Raw genomic sequence first — 20,219 nt, 5'->3', positions numbered from 1 at the left:
GTTACCGGACCTCCACGGGAGTGCCCTGCAAACGCTCCAGGGCTTCGTTCACCGACGGCGGCATGAGCTGGCGCAGGCAGTTGTAGTGACCGAAACGGCAGGTGCGATCGAAGCATGGACTGCATTCGATCCCCAGGCGCACGACTTCGACCTTGTCCGCCAACGGCGGGGTGAAGCCCGGCGAAGTGGAGCCGTAGACCGCCACCAACGGACGGTTCAGCGCGGCGGCCACGTGCATCAGGCCGGAGTCGTTGGACACCACTGAGTCGGCGCAGGACAACAAGTCGATGGCCTCGGCCAGGGACGTGTCACCGCTGAGATTGACCGACTCTTCCCGCAGACCGGGGATCAGCCGCGAGCGGATGTCTTCACCCACCGAGTGATCGTTTTTCGATCCGAACAGCCAGACTTGCCAGCCTTCGCGGATCTTCGCCTCGGCAACCTGGGCGTAATGCTCCGCCGGCCAGCGCTTCGATTCGCCGAACTCGGCGCCCGGGCACAGGGCCAATACCGGGCGATCCAGGGTCAGGCCGAACTTGGCCAGGGCCGCTTCGCGCGTTACCGGGTCGATCTGCAGATTCGGTCGAGGGTACGGCTTGGGCAATTCGGCGCCCGGCTCGTAGGCCAGGGCCATGAAGCGCTCGATCATCAGCGGATAGCGGTCTTTATCCAGCGCGCGCACATCGTTGAGCAGGCCATAGCGAAACTCACCGCGCCAGCCGGTGCGCTTGGGGATGCCGGCAAAGAACGGCACCAGCGCCGACTTCAATGAATTGGGCAACAGGATCGCCTGGTCGTACTGGCCGACCAGGGATTTGCCGATGCGCCGCCGGGTCGCCAGCTCCAGCACGCCGTGGCCGAGCGGAAAGCTCAAGGCCTTGCGCACCTCGGGCATGCGCTCAAGGATCGGCCGGCTCCATTCCGGGGCCAGGACATCGATTTCGCACTGTGGGTGACGTTGCTTGAGGCACTGGAACAGTGTCTGCGCCATCACCATGTCACCGACCCAACTGGGCCCAACGATCAGAATATTCATGTGTTTTCCAAAAACGACGGGGAGGCCTACGCCTCCCCGCCTCGAGAATCACTGTGGCTTAGGTCGTTGCCTGTGGCCCTAATCTACAACACACCGCCAATCAAAACTGTGGGAGTGAGCCTGCTCGCGAAGAGGCCGGCACATCCCAACATCAATGTCGCCTGACCCACCGCTTTCGCGAGCAAGCTCGCTCCCACAGGGGTCCTGCACAGGCTTCAATACCGTGCCACACCACAAATCCATTGTGGGAGCGAGCCTGCTCGCGAAGGGGCCGGCATATCCAACATCAATGTAGCCTGACCCACCGCTTTCGCGAGCAGGCTCGCTCCCACAGGGGTTTTGCATAGGCTCGCAATACCGTGCCACACCACAAATCCATTGTGGGAGCGAGCTTGCTCGCGAAGAGGTCGGCGCATCCCAACATCAATGTCGCCTGACCCACCGCTTTCGCGAGCAAGCTCGCTCCCACAGGGGTTTTGCATAGGCTCGCAATACCGTGCCACACCGCAAATCCATTGTGGGAGCGAGCTTGCTCGCGAAGGGGCCGGCACAGCCAATATCAATGCGCCCGACACTCCGCTTTCGCGAGCAAGCTCGCTCCCACAGGGTCCTGCACAAGCTTCAATACCGTGCAGCACCGCAAATCCATTTCAGCTGAGCCCCAGCTCCCGCCAGATCCGCATCACCTGCCGGCGCTCGTCCGCGAACTGGTCGCCTGCGATCACCCCGGCGTCTTTCTGCAGAGCCTGGCGGTGGGCGGCGGAGCGGTAGGCCTTGTAGGCCTCGCGCAACAGCGTGGCATCCTCGGCGGGCATCAACCCGACCTCCTGCAGCCCGTCCAGGATGCGGATGTTATCGGTGTAGCGCACCAGCGAAGGATGCTCCTCGGACCACGCCAAAGCCGCGTATTGCACCATAAATTCAATATCGACGATACCTCCGGCATCTTGCTTGAGGTCGAAGGGCGCCGTGGCTTCGAAGGCATTCGGCGCGGTCCCGGCGGCGGTGGCCTTGCTACCAAGGTTGTCACGCATCTTGGCGCGCATCTCGCTCACCTCCTGGCGCAGCGTCGGCAAGTCCCGCTTGCGTCCCAACACCTGGACGCGAACCTTCTCGAAGGCCTGGCCCACATCCGGGCTACCCACCAAGACCCGCGCGCGCACCAACGCCTGATGCTCCCAGGTCCAGGCTTCATTCTCCTGGTAGCGGGCAAACGCCCCCAAGGAACTGACCAGCAAACCCGATGCGCCGGACGGTCGCAAACGCATGTCCACTTCATATAACTGCCCGGAGTTGGTCTGGGCCGTCAGCAGATGGATGATCCGCTGGCCGAGCCGGGTAAAGAACTGGGCACCGTCGATGGGTTTCGGGCCATCGGTTTCCGCCTGCGGATCGCCATCGTGGATGAACACCAGGTCCAGGTCGGAACCATGCCCCAATTCGAGACCGCCAACCTTCCCATAACCGACAATAATGAAACCCGGATCGCACAAGCTGCCGTCGGTACGCAACGGCACGCCATGCTTGGCTGCGGTCTGGCGCCAGGCGAGCGCCAGCACTTGTTCGAGAATCGCCTCGGCCAGCCAGGTCAGGTAATCGCTGACTTTCATCAACGGCAGGCTGCCGGCGATTTCCGAAGCCGCCACCCGCAGACGGTGGGCCAGTTTGAAGTGCCGCAACGCCTCCATTTGTTGCTCGAGATCATCCTCGGGAATACGCGTCAGGCGTTCACGAAGCTCCGCCGCCAACTCTGGCGCCAAGGGCGGCTTGAACAAGCGGCCTTCGTTGAGCAATTCATCGAGCAACAAGGGGAAACGAGTAATCTGTTCAGCGATCCACGGGCTCGCCGCGCACAGCGTCAGCAAGCGACGCAGTGCGCCCGGGTTTTCTGTCAGCAGCACCAGGTAGGCCGAACGGCGAGCCACGGCCTCCACCAATGGCAATACTCGCTCCAGCACCAGGTCTGGGTCGGCATGTTCCACCGCCTGGGCCAGCAGGCGCGGAATGAAGGCGTCCAGGCGCTCACGTCCCAAGCGCTGCATGGCGCGCAACTGCGGACTCGAGCGCAGCGCTGCCAAGGCCTTCAGTGCCTTGGACGCATCGGCAAAACCGCCCTCTTCCAACTGGCGACACGCCGCTTCCTCGTCCTGGCTATCTTCCCACAGCGGCAGCCATTCGCCGCCCACCGCCACTTCGCCTTCGCTACCAGCTTCCTCATCGGGATCGGCAATCACCTGGCCAAAATGCCACGCCACGCGCCCGCGCCAGTACATCAGTTGTTCGTGGAACGCTGTCCAATCAGCGAAGCCCAGCATGAACGCAATACGCGCCTGATCCTGGGCACTGTCCGGCAGCATCTGGGTCTGGCGGTCGGCAATGGCCTGGATCGCATGCTCGGTATAGCGCAGGAACTCATAGCCCTGGCGCAACTCGTCGATCACTTTGGAGGGCAGATAGCCTTGGCCTTCCAACGTGCCGAGCACCTTCAACAACGGCCGCTGCTGCAAGCTCAAGTCACGCCCGCCATGGATCAGCTGGAACGCCTGGGCAATGAACTCCACCTCGCGAATGCCACCCGAACCCAGCTTGATGTTGTCGGCCATGCCCTTGCGCCGCACTTCCTGCTGGATCAACTGCTTCATCGTCCGCAGCGCTTCGATGGCGGAAAAATCCAGGTAACGGCGATAAACGAACGGGCGCAGCATGTCGAGCAGTTGCGCGCCGGCCACCTGGTCGCCCGCCACCACCCGAGCCTTGATCATCGCGTAGCGTTCCCAGTCGCGCCCCTGGTCCTGGTAATACTGCTCCAGGGCGTTGAAGCTCAGCACCAGCGCACCGGCCGAGCCGTAGGGGCGCAGGCGCATGTCGACGCGGAACACAAAGCCATCGACGGTCATCGGGTCAAGGGCCTTGATCAGGCGCTGGCCGACGCGGATGAAAAACTCCTGGTTATCCAATGGTCGCTTGGCGCCAACGGTTTCGCCGCCTTCGGGGTAGGCGAAGATCAGGTCGATGTCCGACGACAGGTTCAGCTCCACCGCGCCCAGCTTGCCCATGCCCAGGATGACCATCTGCTGCGGCTCGCCGCTGCGTCGACCGGTGGGCGTGCCGAACTGTTGGCTGAGACGCTGATACAACCATTGATAGGCTTGGTCGATGCAGGTGTCGGCCATGTCCGAGAGGTCCCGACAGGTCTGGACCAGATCGGCCTGGCGGGTCAGGTCACGCCAGATGATCCGCACTTGCTGGCGGGTACGCTGGCGGCGCAGGACGCGGCCCAGTTCGTCTTCGGTTTCGGCGGCTTGAACCGCGGCGCCGATCTGCGTGCACATTTCACCGGGCGCCAGGCTGCGGTCCAGTTCGCCGCTGCGCACAAGCTCCAACAGCATCAAAGGGTCTCGTACACTTTGCTCGACGACGAAGTCACTGGCAGCGGCAATACGATTGAACTCGGCCCAACGCTGCGGCGTCCAGGCTGACAATCCATGATCGTCATCCAGGAGCGCGACCGCCGCGCGGAACGACTGCTCGGCGCGACTGACCAATGACTGGAGAATTGCCGGTATTTCGGCAAGCGAGGGCAGGCTCATGGTCTATCCTTGATCGGCGCAGGAAGGGCTGGATGTAGTGTTTTTACAGAAGACACTACCTGATCGACTGTCGAACAAAGATGATAAATAGCTGATTTTCTGATTTTATTGGCAGCCGGCATCAAGTTTTTACCTGTTCGAGTTGGCAAATGACCAACAGTAACGATTATTCTCACAACGAAACGAGGGGCCATCAGCCGCTCATGTGTAGTTTTACTACTCGTCTATACATTCGAAAGGCTGAAACGGCCGACGATTTGTAGTAAAACTACACGCCGCCGAAACAACCTTCGGCAATCCAAGAATTTATATCGTCTGCCCACAAGGCCAGTCGCAAACTCAGGCAACCGATTCTGGTAGCCTTTCCGCCCTGGAGCAAGCCATGCAAGACCTCGATCCCGTCGAAACCCAGGAATGGCTGGACGCCCTGGAATCGGTTCTCGACAAAGAAGGCGAAGACCGTGCTCATTACCTGATGACCCGCATGGGTGAACTCGCAACCCGCAGCGGTTCGCAACTGCCCTACGCCATCACCACGCCGTACCGCAACACGATCCCCGTTACCCACGAAGCACGCATGCCTGGCGACCTGTTCATGGAACGCCGCATTCGCTCGCTGGTGCGCTGGAACGCGTTGGCCATGGTCATGCGTACCAACCTGAAAGATTCTGACCTGGGCGGTCACATCTCCAGCTTCGCCTCCAGCGCGACGCTGTATGACATCGGCTTCAACTACTTCTTCCAGGCCCCGACCGACGAACACGGCGGCGACCTGATCTACTTCCAGGGTCACGCATCGCCAGGCGTCTACGCCCGTGCGTTCATGGAAGGCCGTATTTCCGAAGACCAGATGAACAACTTCCGCCAGGAAGTGGACGGCAACGGCCTGTCCTCGTACCCGCACCCTTGGCTGATGCCTGATTTCTGGCAGTTCCCGACTGTTTCCATGGGCCTTGGCCCGATCCAGGCGATCTACCAGGCACGCTTCATGAAGTACCTGGAAGCCCGTGGCTTCATCCAGCCAGGCAAGCAGAAAGTCTGGTGCTTCATGGGCGACGGCGAGTGCGACGAGCCGGAATCCCTGGGCGCAATCTCCCTGGCCGGCCGCGAGAAGCTGGACAACCTGATCTTCGTCATCAACTGCAACCTGCAGCGCCTCGACGGCCCGGTTCGCGGCAACGCCAAGATCATCCAGGAACTCGAAGGCGTGTTCCGTGGTGCCCAGTGGAACGTCAACAAAGTCATCTGGGGCCGTTTCTGGGACCCACTGCTGGCCAAGGACGTCGACGGCATCCTGCAGCGTCGCATGGACGAAGTCATCGACGGCGAATACCAGAATTACAAGGCCAAGGACGGCGCGTTCGTCCGTGAGCACTTCTTCAACTCGCCTGAACTCAAGGCGATGGTTGCCGATCTGTCCGACGACGAGATCTGGAAACTCAACCGTGGCGGCCACGACCCGTACAAGGTCTACGCGGCGTACCACCAGGCGGTCAATCACAAAGAGCAGCCAACCGTTATCCTGGCCAAGACCATCAAGGGTTATGGCACCGGTGCCGGTGAAGCGAAGAACACCGCGCACAACACCAAGAAGGTCGATGTCGAGAGCCTGAAGCTGTTCCGCGACCGCTTCGACATTCCGGTCAAGGACAGCGAGTTGGAAAACCTGCCGTTCTTCAAGCCCGAAGAAGGCAGCGCCGAAGCCCGTTACCTGGCCGAGCGCCGTGCAGCCCTGGGCGGTTTCGTGCCACAGCGCCGCGCCAAGAGCTTCAGCATCCCGACGCCGCCACTCGATACCCTCAAGGCCATCCTGGACGGCTCGGGCGACCGTGAAATCTCCACCACCATGGCTTTCGTGCGGATCCTCGCGCAACTGGTCAAGGACAAGGAAATCGGCTCGCGCATCGTCCCGATCATCCCGGACGAAGCCCGTACCTTCGGTATGGAAGGCATGTTCCGCCAGTTGGGCATCTACTCGTCCGTCGGTCAGCTCTACGAGCCAGTCGATAAAGACCAGGTGATGTTCTACAAGGAAGACAAGAAGGGTCAGATTCTCGAGGAAGGCATCAACGAAGCGGGCGCCATGAGCTCCTTCATTGCCGCCGGTACCTCATACTCCAGCCACAACCAGCCGATGCTGCCGTTCTACATCTTCTACTCGATGTTCGGCTTCCAGCGTATCGGCGACCTGGCCTGGGCCGCTGGCGACAGCCGTACCCGTGGCTTCCTGATCGGCGGCACCGCCGGCCGCACCACCCTCAACGGTGAAGGCCTGCAGCACGAAGACGGCCACAGCCACATGCTGGCCGGGACCATCCCGAACTGCCGCACCTATGATCCGACCTACGGCTACGAGCTGGCGGTGATCATCCAGGACGGCATGAAGAAGATGACCGAAGAGCAACAGGACGTCTTCTACTACATCACCGTGATGAACGAGTCCTACCAGCAGCCAGCCATGCCGGCCGGCGTGGAAGCAGGCATCGTCAAGGGTATGTACCTGCTCGAAGAAGACACCCGCGAAGCGGCGCACCACGTGCAACTGATGGGCTCCGGCACCATCCTGCGCGAAGTGCGTGAAGCAGCGAAGATCCTGCGTGAAGAGTTCAACATTGGCGCTGACGTCTGGAGCGTGACCAGCTTCAACGAATTGCGTCGCGACGGCCTGGCCGTAGAGCGCAGCAACCGCCTGCATCCTGGCCAGAAGCCAAAGCTGAGCTACGTCGAAGAGTGCCTGAACGGCCGTAAAGGTCCGGTCATCGCCTCCACCGACTACATGAAGCTGTTCGCCGAGCAGATCCGCCAGTGGGTTCCGTCCAAGGAATTCAAAGTGCTGGGCACCGACGGTTTCGGCCGTAGCGACAGCCGCAAGAAGCTGCGTCACTTCTTCGAAGTCGACCGTAAGTTCGTTGTGTTGGCAGCCCTGGAAGCCCTGGCTGACCGTGGCGATATCGAACCTAAAGTGGTGGCCGAAGCCATCGCCAAGTTCGGCATCGATCCGGAAAAACGCAACCCACTGGACTGCTGAGGAGAATTTTCGTGAGCGAACTCATTCGCGTACCTGACATCGGCAGCGGTGAAGGTGAAGTAATTGAACTGTTTGTGAAGGTCGGCGACCGTATCGAAGCCGACCAGAGCATCCTGACGCTTGAATCGGACAAGGCCAGCATGGAAGTGCCTGCGCCGAAGGCCGGTGTGATCAAGAGCCTGAAAGTGAAGCTGGGCGATCGCCTGAAAGAAGGCGACGAACTGCTGGAGCTGGAAGTCGAGGGCGCCGCTGCGGCGCCTGAAGCGGCCGCCCATGCTGCTGCCCCGGCAGCGGCTGAAAAGCCTGCCGCCGCGCCGGCTGCCGAAGCGGCTCCCGCACCCGCCGCTGCACCTGCCGCTGCCACCGTCCAGGACATCCATGTTCCGGACATCGGTTCGTCGGGCAAGGCCAAGATCATCGAAGTACTGGTCAAGGCCGGCGACACCGTCGAAGCCGACCAGTCGCTGATCACCCTGGAATCCGACAAGGCCAGCATGGAAATCCCATCGCCAGCCGCCGGTGTGGTGGAAAGCGTCGAGGTCAAGCTGGAAGACGAAGTCGGCACCGGTGACCTGATCCTGAAGCTGAAAGTGGCCGGTGCCTCGGCACCTGCCGCACCAGCCCCGGCCGCTGCGCCGGCCGCCAAGGCTGAAGCAGCTCCAGCTCCAGCGCCAGCCGCCGCGCCGGCCGCCAAAGCCGAGGCTGCTCCAGCCCCGGTCGCCGCGCCTGCGCCAAGCGGTGCCAAGGTGCACGCCGGCCCAGCCGTGCGTCAGTTGGCCCGTGAATTCGGTGTCGAGCTGTCGGCCGTCGGCCCAAGCGGTCCTCACGGTCGTGTGCTGAAGGAAGATGTGCAGGCCTACGTCAAGGCCATGATGCAGAAGGCCAAGAACGCTCCGGCCGAAGGCGCAACCGGTGGCGCGGGCATTCCGCCGATCCCGGCGGTGGACTTCAGCCGCTTCGGCGAGACCGAAGAAGTGGCCATGACTCGCCTGATGCAGATCGGCGCGTCGAGCCTGCATCGCAGCTGGCTGAACATCCCGCACGTGACTCAGTTCGACCAGGCTGACATCACCGAGCTGGAAGCTTTCCGCGTCGCGCAGAAAGCCGTGGCGGAAAAGGCCGGCGTGAAGCTGACCGTGTTGCCGCTGCTGCTCAAGGCCTGTGCGCACCTGCTCAAGGAACTGCCGGACTTCAACGCCTCCCTGGCCCCAAGCGGCAAGGCGGTGATCCGCAAGAAATACGTGCACATCGGCTTTGCCGTCGACACCCCGGAAGGCCTGTTGGTACCGGTCATCCGCAACGTCGACCAGAAGAGCCTGCTGCAACTGGCTGCCGAAGCCGCTGCCCTGGCCGAAAAAGCCCGGAGCAAGAAGCTCACCGCCGACGACATGCAGGGCGCCTGCTTCACCATCTCCAGCCTCGGCCATATTGGCGGCACCGGCTTCACGCCGATCGTCAACGCGCCGGAAGTGGCGATCCTGGGCGTTTCCAAGGCCACCATTCAGCCAGTCTGGGACGGTAAAGCCTTCCAGCCGAAGCTGATGCTGCCACTGTCGCTGTCCTACGATCACCGTGTGATCAACGGCGCCGCCGCCGCTCGCTTCACCAAGCGCTTGAGCGACCTGCTGGGCGACATCCGCACCATCCTGCTGTAACACCGAAAGGCCCTCTTCGCGGAGGGCCGTTCGGCAATCGTTTTCCGAGCGCCACGCTCGTACCTCAACCCCGCCCATTTGGCGGGGCTTTTTTTGCCCGGGATAAATTCGCTTTATCCACACAGTTTTTTCCTACCGCGTTACGCAACAAGGCCTACTTCTTCTATTAGCCATTGCCCACAACAAACGCCCCCTCCTCTCTAATTATTTATCGCATGCAACGCTTTAGCATAGTTCCGTCCGCGCACTAACAGCCTTCAACCACCAAATACCTTTTATAACTTCGAATGGATTCGAACATGTTAAAGCCTACTGTCGGCCCTATTCTGGGCCATACAACGACCGATCATGCGCGCGTATTTCTACGAGGCGATAGAGACAATGACAATCCCGTCTTCGCCGGCGTTCGCTACAGGCGAAAAGGCGACATCGCATGGTCAATAGGAAAGTTTGTCCGACTGTTTTCCTACCGCGATTTTTCCGCGGCCATAGTACTGAAAGACCTCCAGTCCGATACCGTTTATGAATACCAGGCCGGCTGGAAATCCACCTTGAGCCCGGCCCATACCGTGGAAACCATCCTGGAATTGCCATTGCAATGGCCCAAGGAGGTTTATCAACTGCGCACACCACCGGACAAGAGCGACGCGGCCCGCAGCTATATCGTCGGCTCTTGCCGATATCTTCGGATCACCGCTGGCGTCCCATCGCGACCGGCGCTGGGGGACCGCACGTTCGCCGGTATCAACCGAATCGTCGAACAGGCCGATCCGCCCATCAGCGCCGTGTTGATGACAGGAGACCAGGTTTATCTCGACGACTTGAATATCATTGCCCCGGACCGCAGCCACAAGGACATGTTATTTAAATACCGCACGGCATTTTCCCAACCCCACATCAAGAAATTAATGTCCAGCGTCCCCACTTATATGATGCTCGACGATCATGAAATAAAGGACAACTGGCCGGCCAACAGAAACAAGAACGATGAATCATTTTATGCAAATGCGCTGGACGTCTATGAGACTTACCAAGCCAGCCACAGCCCGGCCCATGAACTTTTAAGCGACGGCATGCTAAGTCAAGCCCTGACACGTTATTGGTATTTATTTGCCCACGGCGATATCGAGTGGTTCGTGACCGACAGCCGGACTCGACGCAACCTGTCGATGGAGGACCGGCGGATCCTGGATGCCGAACAGGAACAATCGCTGCTCGACTGGCTGATTAACAGCACCGCTCGCGTCAAGTTCGTCGTCACCAGCGTCATGTTCTACCCCGACCGTCGATTCCATGGCGGAGACGCCTGGCAAGCCTTCCCGGCGCAACGCCTGCGATTGCTGGAGGCCATCCGCAGCCATCGGATCAAGAACGTGATTTTCGTGTCCGGTGACGTGCACGGCTCCCTGACGAGCCTGTTGGCTCATAGCCAGGATCCTGACTTCCAGGTTCATACCATCGTTTCGTCGCCGTTTTGCAACAGCAAGCTGCTGCCCTACGCCAAGGCCTCGACTTTTATTTTCGGTAAACCCATGGCCCAGGCTCCAGCCGGTAAGTACCAATATGAGCTGACCAGCAGGGTGATCAGCCAGGACAACTTCGCTCAGCTGAAAGTCACGAGCCAGAGCGTTCAGGTGACGTTTCATAACCGTGACGGCGCTCCGCTGGAGACCGTCGATATACCGTTGCGCTGATCGGCGACTGGCCAATGCATACCTCTGATCGGTTGGTAACTGGAGAAATCCCTTTGTCGGCCGATAAAAGGTTTATAGCACTTGGCCTTCATGTCTCTTGTCAGCCAGGGCCGCAATGATGCAACCTTGCGGCAATCCGTAATGACGAGGGCGTCAGCCCGGCGCGATCAGCATTTTCGAAGCGAGTTTCCCCATGAAAAGCCAACCCGATGCCGCCAGCCGTATGGCGGCCGAGGTAGTGACGCAGTTACCGGTGCCCTCGCGGCTCGGTATGCTGCGTTTCGAACGGCTGAATGAAGCAAGCTGGGCGCTGCTGTTCCTCGATCCCAATTGCGAACGCTACTTCGGCTTGCCGGCCGTGGAACTGTGCTCACTGGTCAGTTCCCCTTACGCCAGCCTGATGGAGCCGGAAGCACGCTATCAATTGCATGACTCGATCCAGCAGCAACTGGCCCAGGCGTCCCATTACCTGATCCGCTATACGCTGCACACCGCCAGAGGGCCGATGAACCTGCTGGAGACCGGTGAAGCCTACAAGCAACACAATCGTCACCTGCTGCGCGGTTATCTGTTGGTCGTCGACGACCTGCTGCAGGACCAGCCGTCCTTGCCGTCCGTCGACCTGGAAACCCAGAACTCGCGACTGCAGATCGCTCTGGAATTGAACCAGCGCGCCCAGCAGGAACAGCTCCAGCACCTGGATCGGGTCCGCGCCCAACAAGACTTGATCCTGCTGCTGACCCGTCAGCGCTACAGCGCCAACAATTCATTGCAAGAAGCCGCCGAGCTGATCACCCGCAGCGCCTGCGACATCTATCAGATCGACTGCGCGAGCATCTGGAACCTGGAAGACGGCAAATTGGTGCCGATCTCGGCCTATAACCGCGCCTCCCAGGAATACTTCCTTCCGGATGTCATCAACGCCAACGACTTTCCGAATTACATGGAGGCACTGCAGACCTGCCGAGCCATCGACGCGCACAATGCGATGCGCGACCCGCGCACCCGGGAAATGGCCGAAAACCTGCGAGCCCGCGACGTCAACGCGATTCTCGACGCCAGCATCCGAATCGATGGGCAAGTGGTGGGTGTCCTGTGCCTGGAACAAGTGGGCGTCACCCGCGCTTGGCAGTCGGACGAAATCGCCTTCGCCGGCGAACTGGCGGACCAATTCGCCCAAGTCATCAACAACCACAACCGCCGCACCGCCACCAGCGCCCTGCATCTGTTCCAGCGCGCCGTGGAACAGAGCGCCAACGCGTTCCTGCTGGTCAATTGCGACGGTGTGGTGGAATACGTCAACCCGAGCTTCACCGCCATCACCCAATACACCACCGAGGAAGTCCACGGCCAACGTCTGTCCGAGCTGCCAGCCCTGGAGAACCTCAGCGAGCTGCTGTTCGATGCGCCTTCAGCCTTGGCCCAGAGCAACAGCTGGCAAGGCGAATTCAAGAGCCGGCGCAAGAACCTCGAACCCTACTGGGGCCAGTTGTCGATCTCCAAGGTCTACGGCGACAACCGCGAACTAACGCACTACATCGGTATCTACGAAGACATCACCCAGACCAAACTGGCCCAGCAGCGCATCGAGCGCCTGGCGTACACCGACAACCTGACCAACCTGGGCAACCGTCCGGCGTTCATTCGCAACCTCGATGAACGCTTCGCCCGGGACAGCGATTCGCCCATCAGCCTGCTGCTGGTGGACATCGACAACTTCAAGCGCATCAACGACAGCCTCGGCCACCAGACCGGTGACAAACTGCTGATCAGCCTGGCCCGGCGCCTGCGCAACAGCCTGAGCCCCAGCGGCAGCCTGGCGCGGTTCGCCAGTAACGAATTTGCGGTGCTGTTGGACGACACTGATCTGGAAGCCGGGCAGCAGATTGCCAGCCAGTTGCTGATGACACTCGACAAGCCGATGTTCGTCGACAACCAATTGATCAGCGTAACCGGCTCCGTGGGCCTGGCCTGCGCGCCGCTGCACGGTCGCGATCCCCAGACGCTGATGCGCAACGCCGGCCTCGCCCTGCACAAGGCCAAGGCCAACGGCAAACACCAAGTCCAGGTGTTCACCGAGGCCCTGAACGCCGAGGCCAGCTACAAGCTGTTCGTGGAAAACAACCTGCGCCGGGCGCTGACCCAGAATGAACTGGATGTCTTCTACCAGCCCAAGTTGTGCCTGCGCAGTGGTCGCCTGCTGGGCATGGAGGCGCTGCTGCGCTGGAACCACCCGGAGAAGGGCATGATCCGCCCGGACCAGTTCATCAGCGTGGCCGAAGAAACCGGCCTGATCATCCCCATCGGCAAATGGATCGCCCGCCAGGCCTGCCGTATGAGCAAACAGCTGACCGCCGCTGGCCTGGGCAACCTACAAGTGGCGATCAATCTGTCACCCAAGCAGTTTTCCGATCCGGACCTGGTGGCCTCGATTGCCAGCATCCTCAAGGAAGAACAATTACCCGCGCGGTTGCTGGAACTGGAACTGACCGAAGGCCTGCTGCTCGAAGCGACCGAAGACACCCACTTGCAACTCGACCAGCTCAAGCGCCTGGGCCTGACCCTGGCGATGGATGACTTCGGCACCGGTTATTCGTCCTTGAGCTATCTGAAGAAATTCCCGATCGACATCATCAAGATCGATCGCAGCTTCATCCATGAGATCCCGGACAACCAGGACGACATGGAAATCACCTCCGCGGTGATCGCCATGGCCCACAACCTGAAACTCAAGGTGGTGGCCGAAGGCATCGAAACCGCCCAGCAGCTCGCCTTCCTGCGCCGCCACCGCTGCGACGTCGGTCAAGGCTACCTCTTCGACCGGCCGATCCCCGGCACAGAGCTTATCGAGAAGCTCAAGCGCTACCCGCGCGGCCCGCTGGTCTGACAGTCGCTTATAGCTTGCGGCGGCTTTTCTGAGGCACACTGACGGCCTATTTCGCTCAATTCAATCTGACTGAGAGGACTGATGATGGTCTTGCGCTCGGAAATCCTGGTGAACAAAAACGTGCTTCCTACTCCCGATCAAGCTCTTCCTGGCCGTGAAACCCCGATGGCCGTGCCGGAAAAACACTTCGTCCTCGACGCGCCACTGCTGGGCCCGTTTGCCATGGACGTCGATTTCGCGATCTTCGGCCTTGGCTGCTTCTGGGGCGCGGAGCGCAAGTTCTGGCAACGTGAAGGAGTGGTCAGTACGGCGGTGGGATATGCGGGAGGCTTTACGCCGAACCCGACGTATGAAGAGGTCTGCTCGGGCCTGACCGGCCACAGCGAAGTGGTGCTGGTGGTCTACGAGCCGGCGAAAGTCAGCTATGACGACCTGCTGAAAATGTTCTGGGAACTGCACAACCCGACCCAAGGCATGCGTCAGGGTAACGACATCGGCACCCAGTATCGTTCGGTGATCTACTGCACCACGCCCGAGCAACTGGACGCGGCGAAGAAGAGCAAGGACGTGTTCCAGGCTGAACTGGGCAAGGCCGGGCTGGGAGAAATCACCACCGAAATCGACGAAGCGCCGACGTTTTACTTTGCCGAGGCGTATCACCAGCAATACCTGGCGAAAAATCCTGAAGGGTATTGCGGGATTGGTGGCACGGGCGTGACTTGCCCGATCTGACCGCCTGGCACTGAAAAGCTTCGCGAGCAAGCTCGCTCCCACACTGGATCGTATGTACAACTCGGTCAAATGTGGGAGCGAGCTTGCTCGCGATGGCGTCCTCACAGTCGCCATCCAAATCAGCTTTCAGCGATCAACCAATCCATCTGCCACCCACCCTGGGTCTGCCCAAGTTTCTTGGACAGCCACGGCAGCAACTCGCGCAACTCTTCCTCAAGCCCCCATGGCGGGTTGGCGATGGCCAGGCCGGAGCCGTTCAGGCTGTTGGGCGTGGCCAGCGGGTGCACGAGCAACTCCACCCGCAACAACTTGGGCGCGCCCGTGCCCGCCAGGTCCTGATAGAAACGACGCAACATGCGTTGGTCTTTCACGGGATACCAGATCGCCGCCACCGTCTGGCGCATCCGGCCAATGGCCTCCTTGAGCGAGGCGGCGCAGCGCTGCATCTCATCCAGCTGTTCAAACGGCGGATCGATCAACATCAGAGCGCGCTTCTCTGCCACCGGCAGCAACGCACGAGGAACGTGCCAGCCTTCGCCCAGATGCACCGCCACGCGACGATCACCCTTCATGTTGTCCTTGAGCAGCACGCCGTCCTCCGGATGCTTCTCGTTGAGCAACACCCGATCCTGCGACCGGGTCAGGCGCCGCGCCAGCTCAGGCGAGCCAGGGTAATAGCGCAACTGGCCGTCCGGGTTCATCTCGTGCAGCACCTTCATGTAATCGGCGGTCAGGGGCGGCAGGTCGTCCTGATCCCATAACCGCGCGATGCCTTCCAGGTATTCACCGGTGCGATTGGCCTGGTCGCCCTGCAAGTCGTACAAGCCGATGCCCGCGTGGGTGTCGAGGTAGGCGAAGGGCTGCTCCTTGCGCGACATCAAGGCGATGAGACGGGTCAAGACCAGGTGTTTGAACACATCGGCGTGATTGCCGGCGTGGAAGGCGTGGCGATAATTCATGGCGGCTCCTGCGAAGGGCGACGAGTTTACCTTGAAGCGCGCCCAACGTCAGGGACTGGCGACCGAGCGGCCCAATAATCTCTCACCCGTGGCAAGGGAGCTTGCTCCCGCCGGGCTGCTCGGCAGCCCGCCCCGAACCTATCCCCCAAGCGGTGCCAACGACACGCCACAAGCGCCATCCTTGCAGCGCTCGCACTCCTCACAGAAAGGCGCGGGGCTTTTCAGGCTGCGTATTTGCGCCAAGGACAGCACTGGCGCCAACGCGGCGGCCAGTTTCTCCACGGCGCCGGCCGCGACGGGTGCTGCGCCCATGGCTGCCATCGGCGCTCCGCCGACCTGGATCGGCACGCTGCTGAAGATTCCGCCCGGGCCGATATTGATCCAGTGCCCGCCGGCCTGGACGGTCGCGCTGGCACCCGCCTCCAGCACGACTTGCTGACCAGCGCTGACACTGAATCCCCCGGCGGCGTTGAGGGCCTGGTTGGCGACGCGGATGTGCCGGTCGCCTGTCACCATCAAATGGTCGTCCTGGCGAACTTCAACCTGGCGTCGGCCTCCGGTGATGCGCTGCTCGCCATCCTTGAGCTCATGCCGCGACAAGCCGGAGACGACGATGCTGCGCTCATGATCGACCTGCACGCGCTGGTCATGCAGCACATGCTGGGTCCAGTTGCGCTGGGCCCTCAGGTAGATCTCCTCGGCGCCCTTGCGGTCCTCGATGCGCAATTCGTTGTAGCCACCGCCACCGGGGCTGCTCTGGCTGCGCAGGATACTGCGGGTCTTGTCCGCCGGCAGGTCGAGGGGCACCGGGTTGGCTCCGTTCGGCAGGCAGCCCACCACCAGCGGCTTGTCGACGTCGCCGTCCATGAACCCGACGAGGACCTCCATCCCCACCCGAGGGATCATCACGCTGCCGTAGCGATCATGAGCCCAACCGGTCGCCACGCGCAGCCAGCAACTGGAATGCTCGTCGCGCTCGCCGTCACGATCCCAGACCAATTGCACCTTGACCCGCCCGAATTCATCGCAATGAATCTCGCTGTCCACCGGCCCGGTCACCACCGCCGGCTGAAAGCCGCTGACGGACGGTTTCCTGTGCTGCAACGGCGGACGAAAGAAAACCTCCCACGGCGTTGCGAGGAAGGCATTGCGGTAGCCCTGGAACTCATCCCGGCCGGCGGAGGCGGTCTCCTCCAGCACTTGCGGTTGCCGACCGTGGTGATCGACCTGCGTCAGCAACCACAGGTCATTCCATTGCTTGCGCGGGTGCTCTTTGATGCGCATGAAATGCCCACTGGCAAAAGCGCTGTCATCGCTGCCGCCCTCTGCCAGGCGCCCGTCGGCGCCGTGCCGTTCGAGGGTCCGCCGGACCGAGTGTTTGCCATCGTCGCGGTCGGTGAACTGACCGGGGTAGTGATAATTTTCCAGCGTCGGGAGTTGCTGGTTGTCGAGATTGGCCTGTAACAGCAGGCCAGGCTTGCGAAAGTCATAGTCGCGCAATGTCACGGCCGTGGTACGAGTCTGGAGCCGCACCGCCAAGCGCTTGATGGCCGGCTCGGCGGCGGCCATGCCACTGCCAGGCAGATACAACGTGGATTCGGGCAAGCGCGTAAACACCGTCTGATCATCACCGAACACCAGCAGATGGCCGTCAGGGCTGTGGCGGAAGTGATAATGAATGCCGACCTCGGCGCAAAGACGCTCAATGAAAACCAGGTCGCTTTCGCCGTACTGCACGCAATATTCCCGCTCGGGGTACTGCCCGCCAAGGCTGAATTGGAAGGCATCGGCCAGGATGCCGTGGTCCTTCAGGACGAGGGCAACGATATCCGGCACGCTCAGATGTTGGAAAATCCGCTGGTTGATGCGATGACGCAAGTACGCCAGGCGGGGCACCAGCGTGACTTGATAACGGGTCAGGCGCTTGCCCGAATCGCCTTGCGCCACACAGTAAACCTGGCCGTGAATGCCACCGCCCCGGTCATCGAAGCCCAGGAAAGCCTGGCGATGAAGCAGCTCCTCCAGCGCAAGGTCAGGCCGTTCGCTGATCAATTCCAAGTCGAAGCAGTAAGGTTGGCTGATGGCTTCCGTGCCTTTGAACTCAAGCACCTTGAGGTCGTTTGGCCCGCTGTCGAGCGTCAGCGTGAAACGCGGTAGGTTGGCAGGCGCGAACATCCGATGTGCCTCTGCGAAATAAAGGCGGGCGATTGTGCATGACCCATTCGCCAAGTTGATCGGATGCGATAAAAAACAGATTTCCCCTACACCCAAGAGGCTAAAAGCTGCGAGGCCCGCTGCATTTTCCGATGGACAATTCTTAAATCGCGATATTGAAAGCCTTCGCACGAAGTAATCAGCTGCGTCTTACACGACGACCGGCCTCGTACAGCGCAACGGCGTGATAACGTCCCTTCGTCGTAAATAGCCAAGGACGCAAACCATGACAATCCGCTACACGAAAATCGCGATGATCCTCGCGCTGGCTGCCTTCGCCTTGCTGACCGTATTCAACAACGTCACGGACTACAGCTCCAACTTCAATTTCGTCCAGCATGTACTGAGCATGGACACCACCTTCCCCGACAATGCCGCCCGGTATCGCGCCATCGACAAGCCTTGGATGTGGCACGGAGCTTATTGGCTGATCATTCTCGGCGAAGCGATGACCACCGTGTTGCTGGCCTACGGCGCGCTGAAACTCTGGCGGGCACGCATGGCGGATGGCGTGGTTTTCAATCGGGCCAAGGGGTGGGCCGTCGTTGGGCTGACGGTGGGATTTTTCGTCTGGTTTTTCGGCTTCATGGTCGTCGGCGGCGAGTGGTTCCTGATGTGGCAATCCGAGACCTGGAATGGCCAGGATGCCGCGTTCAGGTTCTACATGGCGCTGTTGGGCGTGCTGATCTTTCTCAACCAGCCCGATACCTTGGACACTCACCCATAAAAAAACGGCACGCCTCCAAAGGAGACGGGCCGTTTTTTCCAGCTCTGCGGGCTGCGAAGGCCGCGCCGAAAGCCTTACTGGTTCAAGCGAAAATCTTTCTCAGCCGCTTCGAAGCGCTGCAGCATGCCGGTGGTAGGCGTGCCCACCTTGCTGACGAAGTAGATGGCCAGGCTGGCGAAGATGAAGCCAGGGATGATTTCGTACAGGCCCAGCAGCTCGAAATGCTTCCAGACGACAACGGTGATCGCACCGACAAGGATACCGGCCAGGGCACCGTTGCGAGTCATGTTCTTCCAGATCACGGAGATCAGGACCACCGGACCGAAGGCGGCACCGAAACCGGCCCAGGCATAGCTCACCAGGCCCAGTACGCGGTTTTGTGGATTCGCGGCCAGGGCGATGGCGATCAGCGCCACCAGCAGCACCATGGCGCGACCGACCCAGACCAACTCAACTTGGGACGCACTCTTGCGCAGGAAGGTCTTGTAGAAGTCTTCAGTCAGTGCGCTGGAACACACCAGCAACTGGCAGCTCAGGGTGCTCATGACGGCAGCCAGGATGGCGGACAGCAGCACGCCGGCAACCCATGGGTTGAACAGGATCTTCGCCAGCTCGATGAACACGCGCTCAGGGTTCTCGGTCACTGGACCGGCCACCTCAGGGTGCGCCGAGAAGTACGCGATACCGAAGAAGCCGACGGCCACGGTGCCGCCCAGGCACAGGATCATCCAGGTCATGGAGATGCGACGCGCCTTGGCGATCGACTTGACCGAATCCGCCGCCATGAAGCGCGCCAGGATGTGCGGTTGGCCGAAGTAGCCCAAGCCCCAGCCCATCAGCGAGATGATGCCGATGAAGGTGGTGTTTTTCAGCATGTCGAACGAAGTCGGATCTTTCGCTTCGATGGCCAGGAACGTGGTATCGACGCCGCCAGTGGCCAGCAGCACGATGATCGGCGTAAGGATCAAGGCAAAGATCATCAACGTCGCTTGTACGGTATCGGTCCAGCTCACCGCCAGGAAACCACCGATGAAGGTGTAGGCGATGGTCGCAGCGGCACCAGCCCACAGCGCGGTCTCGTAGGACAGGCCGAAGGTGCTTTCGAACAAGCGGGCACCGGCCACGATGCCGGACGCGCAATAGATGGTGAAGAACACCAGGATCACCACCGCGGAGATGATCCGCAGCAGGCCGCTGGTATCTTCAAAACGGCTGGAGAAATAGTCCGGCAGCGTCAGCGCATCACCGTTGTGCTCGGTCTGGACCCGCAGGCGACCGGCGACGAACAGCCAGTTCAGGTAGGCACCGATGATCAGGCCGATGGCGATCCAGCTTTCCGACAGACCGGACATGTAGATTGCGCCAGGCAAACCCATCAACAACCAGCCGCTCATGTCGGAAGCGCCGGCAGAAAGCGCCGTCACGACACTGCCGAGGCTGCGACCGCCGAGGATGTAATCGGAAAGGTTGTTGGTGGAGCGGTAAGCCATCAGGCCGATCAGGACCATGGCTGCGATATAGATCACGAAGGTGATCAGGGTAGGATTGCTAACACTCATGAGTTACGCCCTGGCTTTGTTTTTATGGTGCGGTGGCAGTTGAAAGCGCCGACAACGCGAACGTTGTACTGACGTTTTGTGGACCCGCAAATTTATGACTGATGTTTCCCCAGGAAAGCCATCAGCCGATGCACTCCG

General features: G+C 60.8%; 11 protein-coding genes. 6 read left to right on the top strand and 5 right to left on the bottom strand.

What is annotated here, in order from left to right:
- Position 1: 1 nt before the first annotated feature.
- Positions 2-1,036, bottom strand: coding sequence for a lipopolysaccharide heptosyltransferase II (waaF, locus tag FHK92_RS27230; protein WP_181290930.1), 1,035 nt, complete (start codon positions 1,034-1,036; stop codon positions 2-4).
- Positions 1,037-1,686: 650 nt separating this feature from the next.
- Entirely contained in the window at positions 1,687-4,626 is a 2,940-nt protein-coding gene (gene glnE, locus FHK92_RS27225) for a bifunctional [glutamate--ammonia ligase]-adenylyl-L-tyrosine phosphorylase/[glutamate--ammonia-ligase] adenylyltransferase (protein WP_181290928.1), read from the bottom strand.
- A gap of 382 nt (positions 4,627-5,008) precedes the next feature.
- On the opposite strand from glnE, the gene aceE reads away from it, so the two are divergent.
- From aceE to msrA, 5 genes are all read left to right on the top strand, one after another.
- Entirely contained in the window at positions 5,009-7,654 is a 2,646-nt protein-coding gene (aceE, locus tag FHK92_RS27220) for a pyruvate dehydrogenase (acetyl-transferring), homodimeric type (protein ID WP_181290926.1), read from the top strand.
- An 11-nt stretch (positions 7,655-7,665) separates the two neighbouring features.
- Positions 7,666-9,309, top strand: coding sequence for a dihydrolipoyllysine-residue acetyltransferase (gene aceF, locus FHK92_RS27215; protein WP_181290924.1), 1,644 nt, complete (start codon positions 7,666-7,668; stop codon positions 9,307-9,309).
- A 299-nt stretch (positions 9,310-9,608) separates the two neighbouring features.
- Complete coding sequence (locus FHK92_RS27210; protein ID WP_181291039.1) at positions 9,609-11,003, top strand: alkaline phosphatase D family protein; 1,395 nt, start codon at positions 9,609-9,611, stop codon at positions 11,001-11,003.
- Positions 11,004-11,196: 193 nt separating this feature from the next.
- Positions 11,197-13,890: a putative bifunctional diguanylate cyclase/phosphodiesterase gene (locus tag FHK92_RS27205; RefSeq protein ID WP_181290922.1), complete on the top strand. Its 2,694-nt coding sequence runs from the start codon at positions 11,197-11,199 to the stop codon at positions 13,888-13,890.
- Positions 13,891-13,974: 84 nt separating this feature from the next.
- Positions 13,975-14,622 (top strand): peptide-methionine (S)-S-oxide reductase MsrA, encoded by a 648-nt coding sequence (msrA, locus tag FHK92_RS27200; protein WP_181291037.1) that lies wholly within the window; start codon positions 13,975-13,977, stop codon positions 14,620-14,622.
- Between the two features lie 119 nt (positions 14,623-14,741).
- Here the strand turns inward: msrA and FHK92_RS27195 are convergent, their stop codons facing one another.
- Positions 14,742-15,581, bottom strand: coding sequence for a 23S rRNA (adenine(2030)-N(6))-methyltransferase RlmJ (locus FHK92_RS27195; protein ID WP_181290920.1), 840 nt, complete (start codon positions 15,579-15,581; stop codon positions 14,742-14,744).
- Positions 15,582-15,719: 138 nt separating this feature from the next.
- Positions 15,720-17,756 carry a type VI secretion system Vgr family protein gene (locus FHK92_RS27190; RefSeq protein ID WP_181290918.1) on the bottom strand — a complete coding sequence of 679 codons (2,037 nt, stop codon included), beginning with the start codon at positions 17,754-17,756 and terminating at the stop codon, positions 15,720-15,722.
- Between the two features lie 265 nt (positions 17,757-18,021).
- On the opposite strand from FHK92_RS27190, the gene FHK92_RS27185 reads away from it, so the two are divergent.
- Positions 18,022-18,522 carry a DUF2165 family protein gene (locus FHK92_RS27185; protein WP_181290916.1) on the top strand — a complete coding sequence of 167 codons (501 nt, stop codon included), beginning with the start codon at positions 18,022-18,024 and terminating at the stop codon, positions 18,520-18,522.
- A 74-nt stretch (positions 18,523-18,596) separates the two neighbouring features.
- On the opposite strand, the gene putP is transcribed toward FHK92_RS27185, so the two are convergent.
- Positions 18,597-20,081, bottom strand: a complete 1,485-nt coding sequence (gene putP / locus FHK92_RS27180; protein WP_181290914.1) for a sodium/proline symporter PutP — start codon at positions 20,079-20,081, stop codon at positions 18,597-18,599.
- Between the last annotated feature and the right edge of the window lie 138 nt (positions 20,082-20,219).

This window comes from Pseudomonas brassicacearum subsp. neoaurantiaca (assembly GCF_013608025.1).
Classification (GTDB): domain Bacteria; phylum Pseudomonadota; class Gammaproteobacteria; order Pseudomonadales; family Pseudomonadaceae; genus Aquipseudomonas.
The sequence above is the reverse complement of the archived record's forward strand: the minus strand, read 5'-3'. Positions and strand labels throughout refer to the sequence as shown.

Bases quoted from the DNA above. Each gene is read 5' to 3' on its own strand.
- waaF (WP_181290930.1), bottom strand. From the start codon at position 1,036: ATGAATATTCTGATCGTTGGGCCCAGTTGGGTCGGTGACATGGTGATG.
- msrA (WP_181291037.1), top strand. From the start codon at position 13,975: ATGGTCTTGCGCTCGGAAATCCTGGTGAACAAAAACGTGCTTCCTACT.
- FHK92_RS27185 (WP_181290916.1), top strand. From the start codon at position 18,022: ATGACAATCCGCTACACGAAAATCGCGATGATCCTCGCGCTGGCTGCC.
- glnE (WP_181290928.1), bottom strand. From the start codon at position 4,626: ATGAGCCTGCCCTCGCTTGCCGAAATACCGGCAATTCTCCAGTCATTG.
- FHK92_RS27195 (WP_181290920.1), bottom strand. From the start codon at position 15,581: ATGAATTATCGCCACGCCTTCCACGCCGGCAATCACGCCGATGTGTTC.
- aceE (WP_181290926.1), top strand. From the start codon at position 5,009: ATGCAAGACCTCGATCCCGTCGAAACCCAGGAATGGCTGGACGCCCTG.
- FHK92_RS27190 (WP_181290918.1), bottom strand. From the start codon at position 17,756: ATGTTCGCGCCTGCCAACCTACCGCGTTTCACGCTGACGCTCGACAGC.
- FHK92_RS27210 (WP_181291039.1), top strand. From the start codon at position 9,609: ATGTTAAAGCCTACTGTCGGCCCTATTCTGGGCCATACAACGACCGAT.
- FHK92_RS27205 (WP_181290922.1), top strand. From the start codon at position 11,197: ATGAAAAGCCAACCCGATGCCGCCAGCCGTATGGCGGCCGAGGTAGTG.
- putP (WP_181290914.1), bottom strand. From the start codon at position 20,081: ATGAGTGTTAGCAATCCTACCCTGATCACCTTCGTGATCTATATCGCA.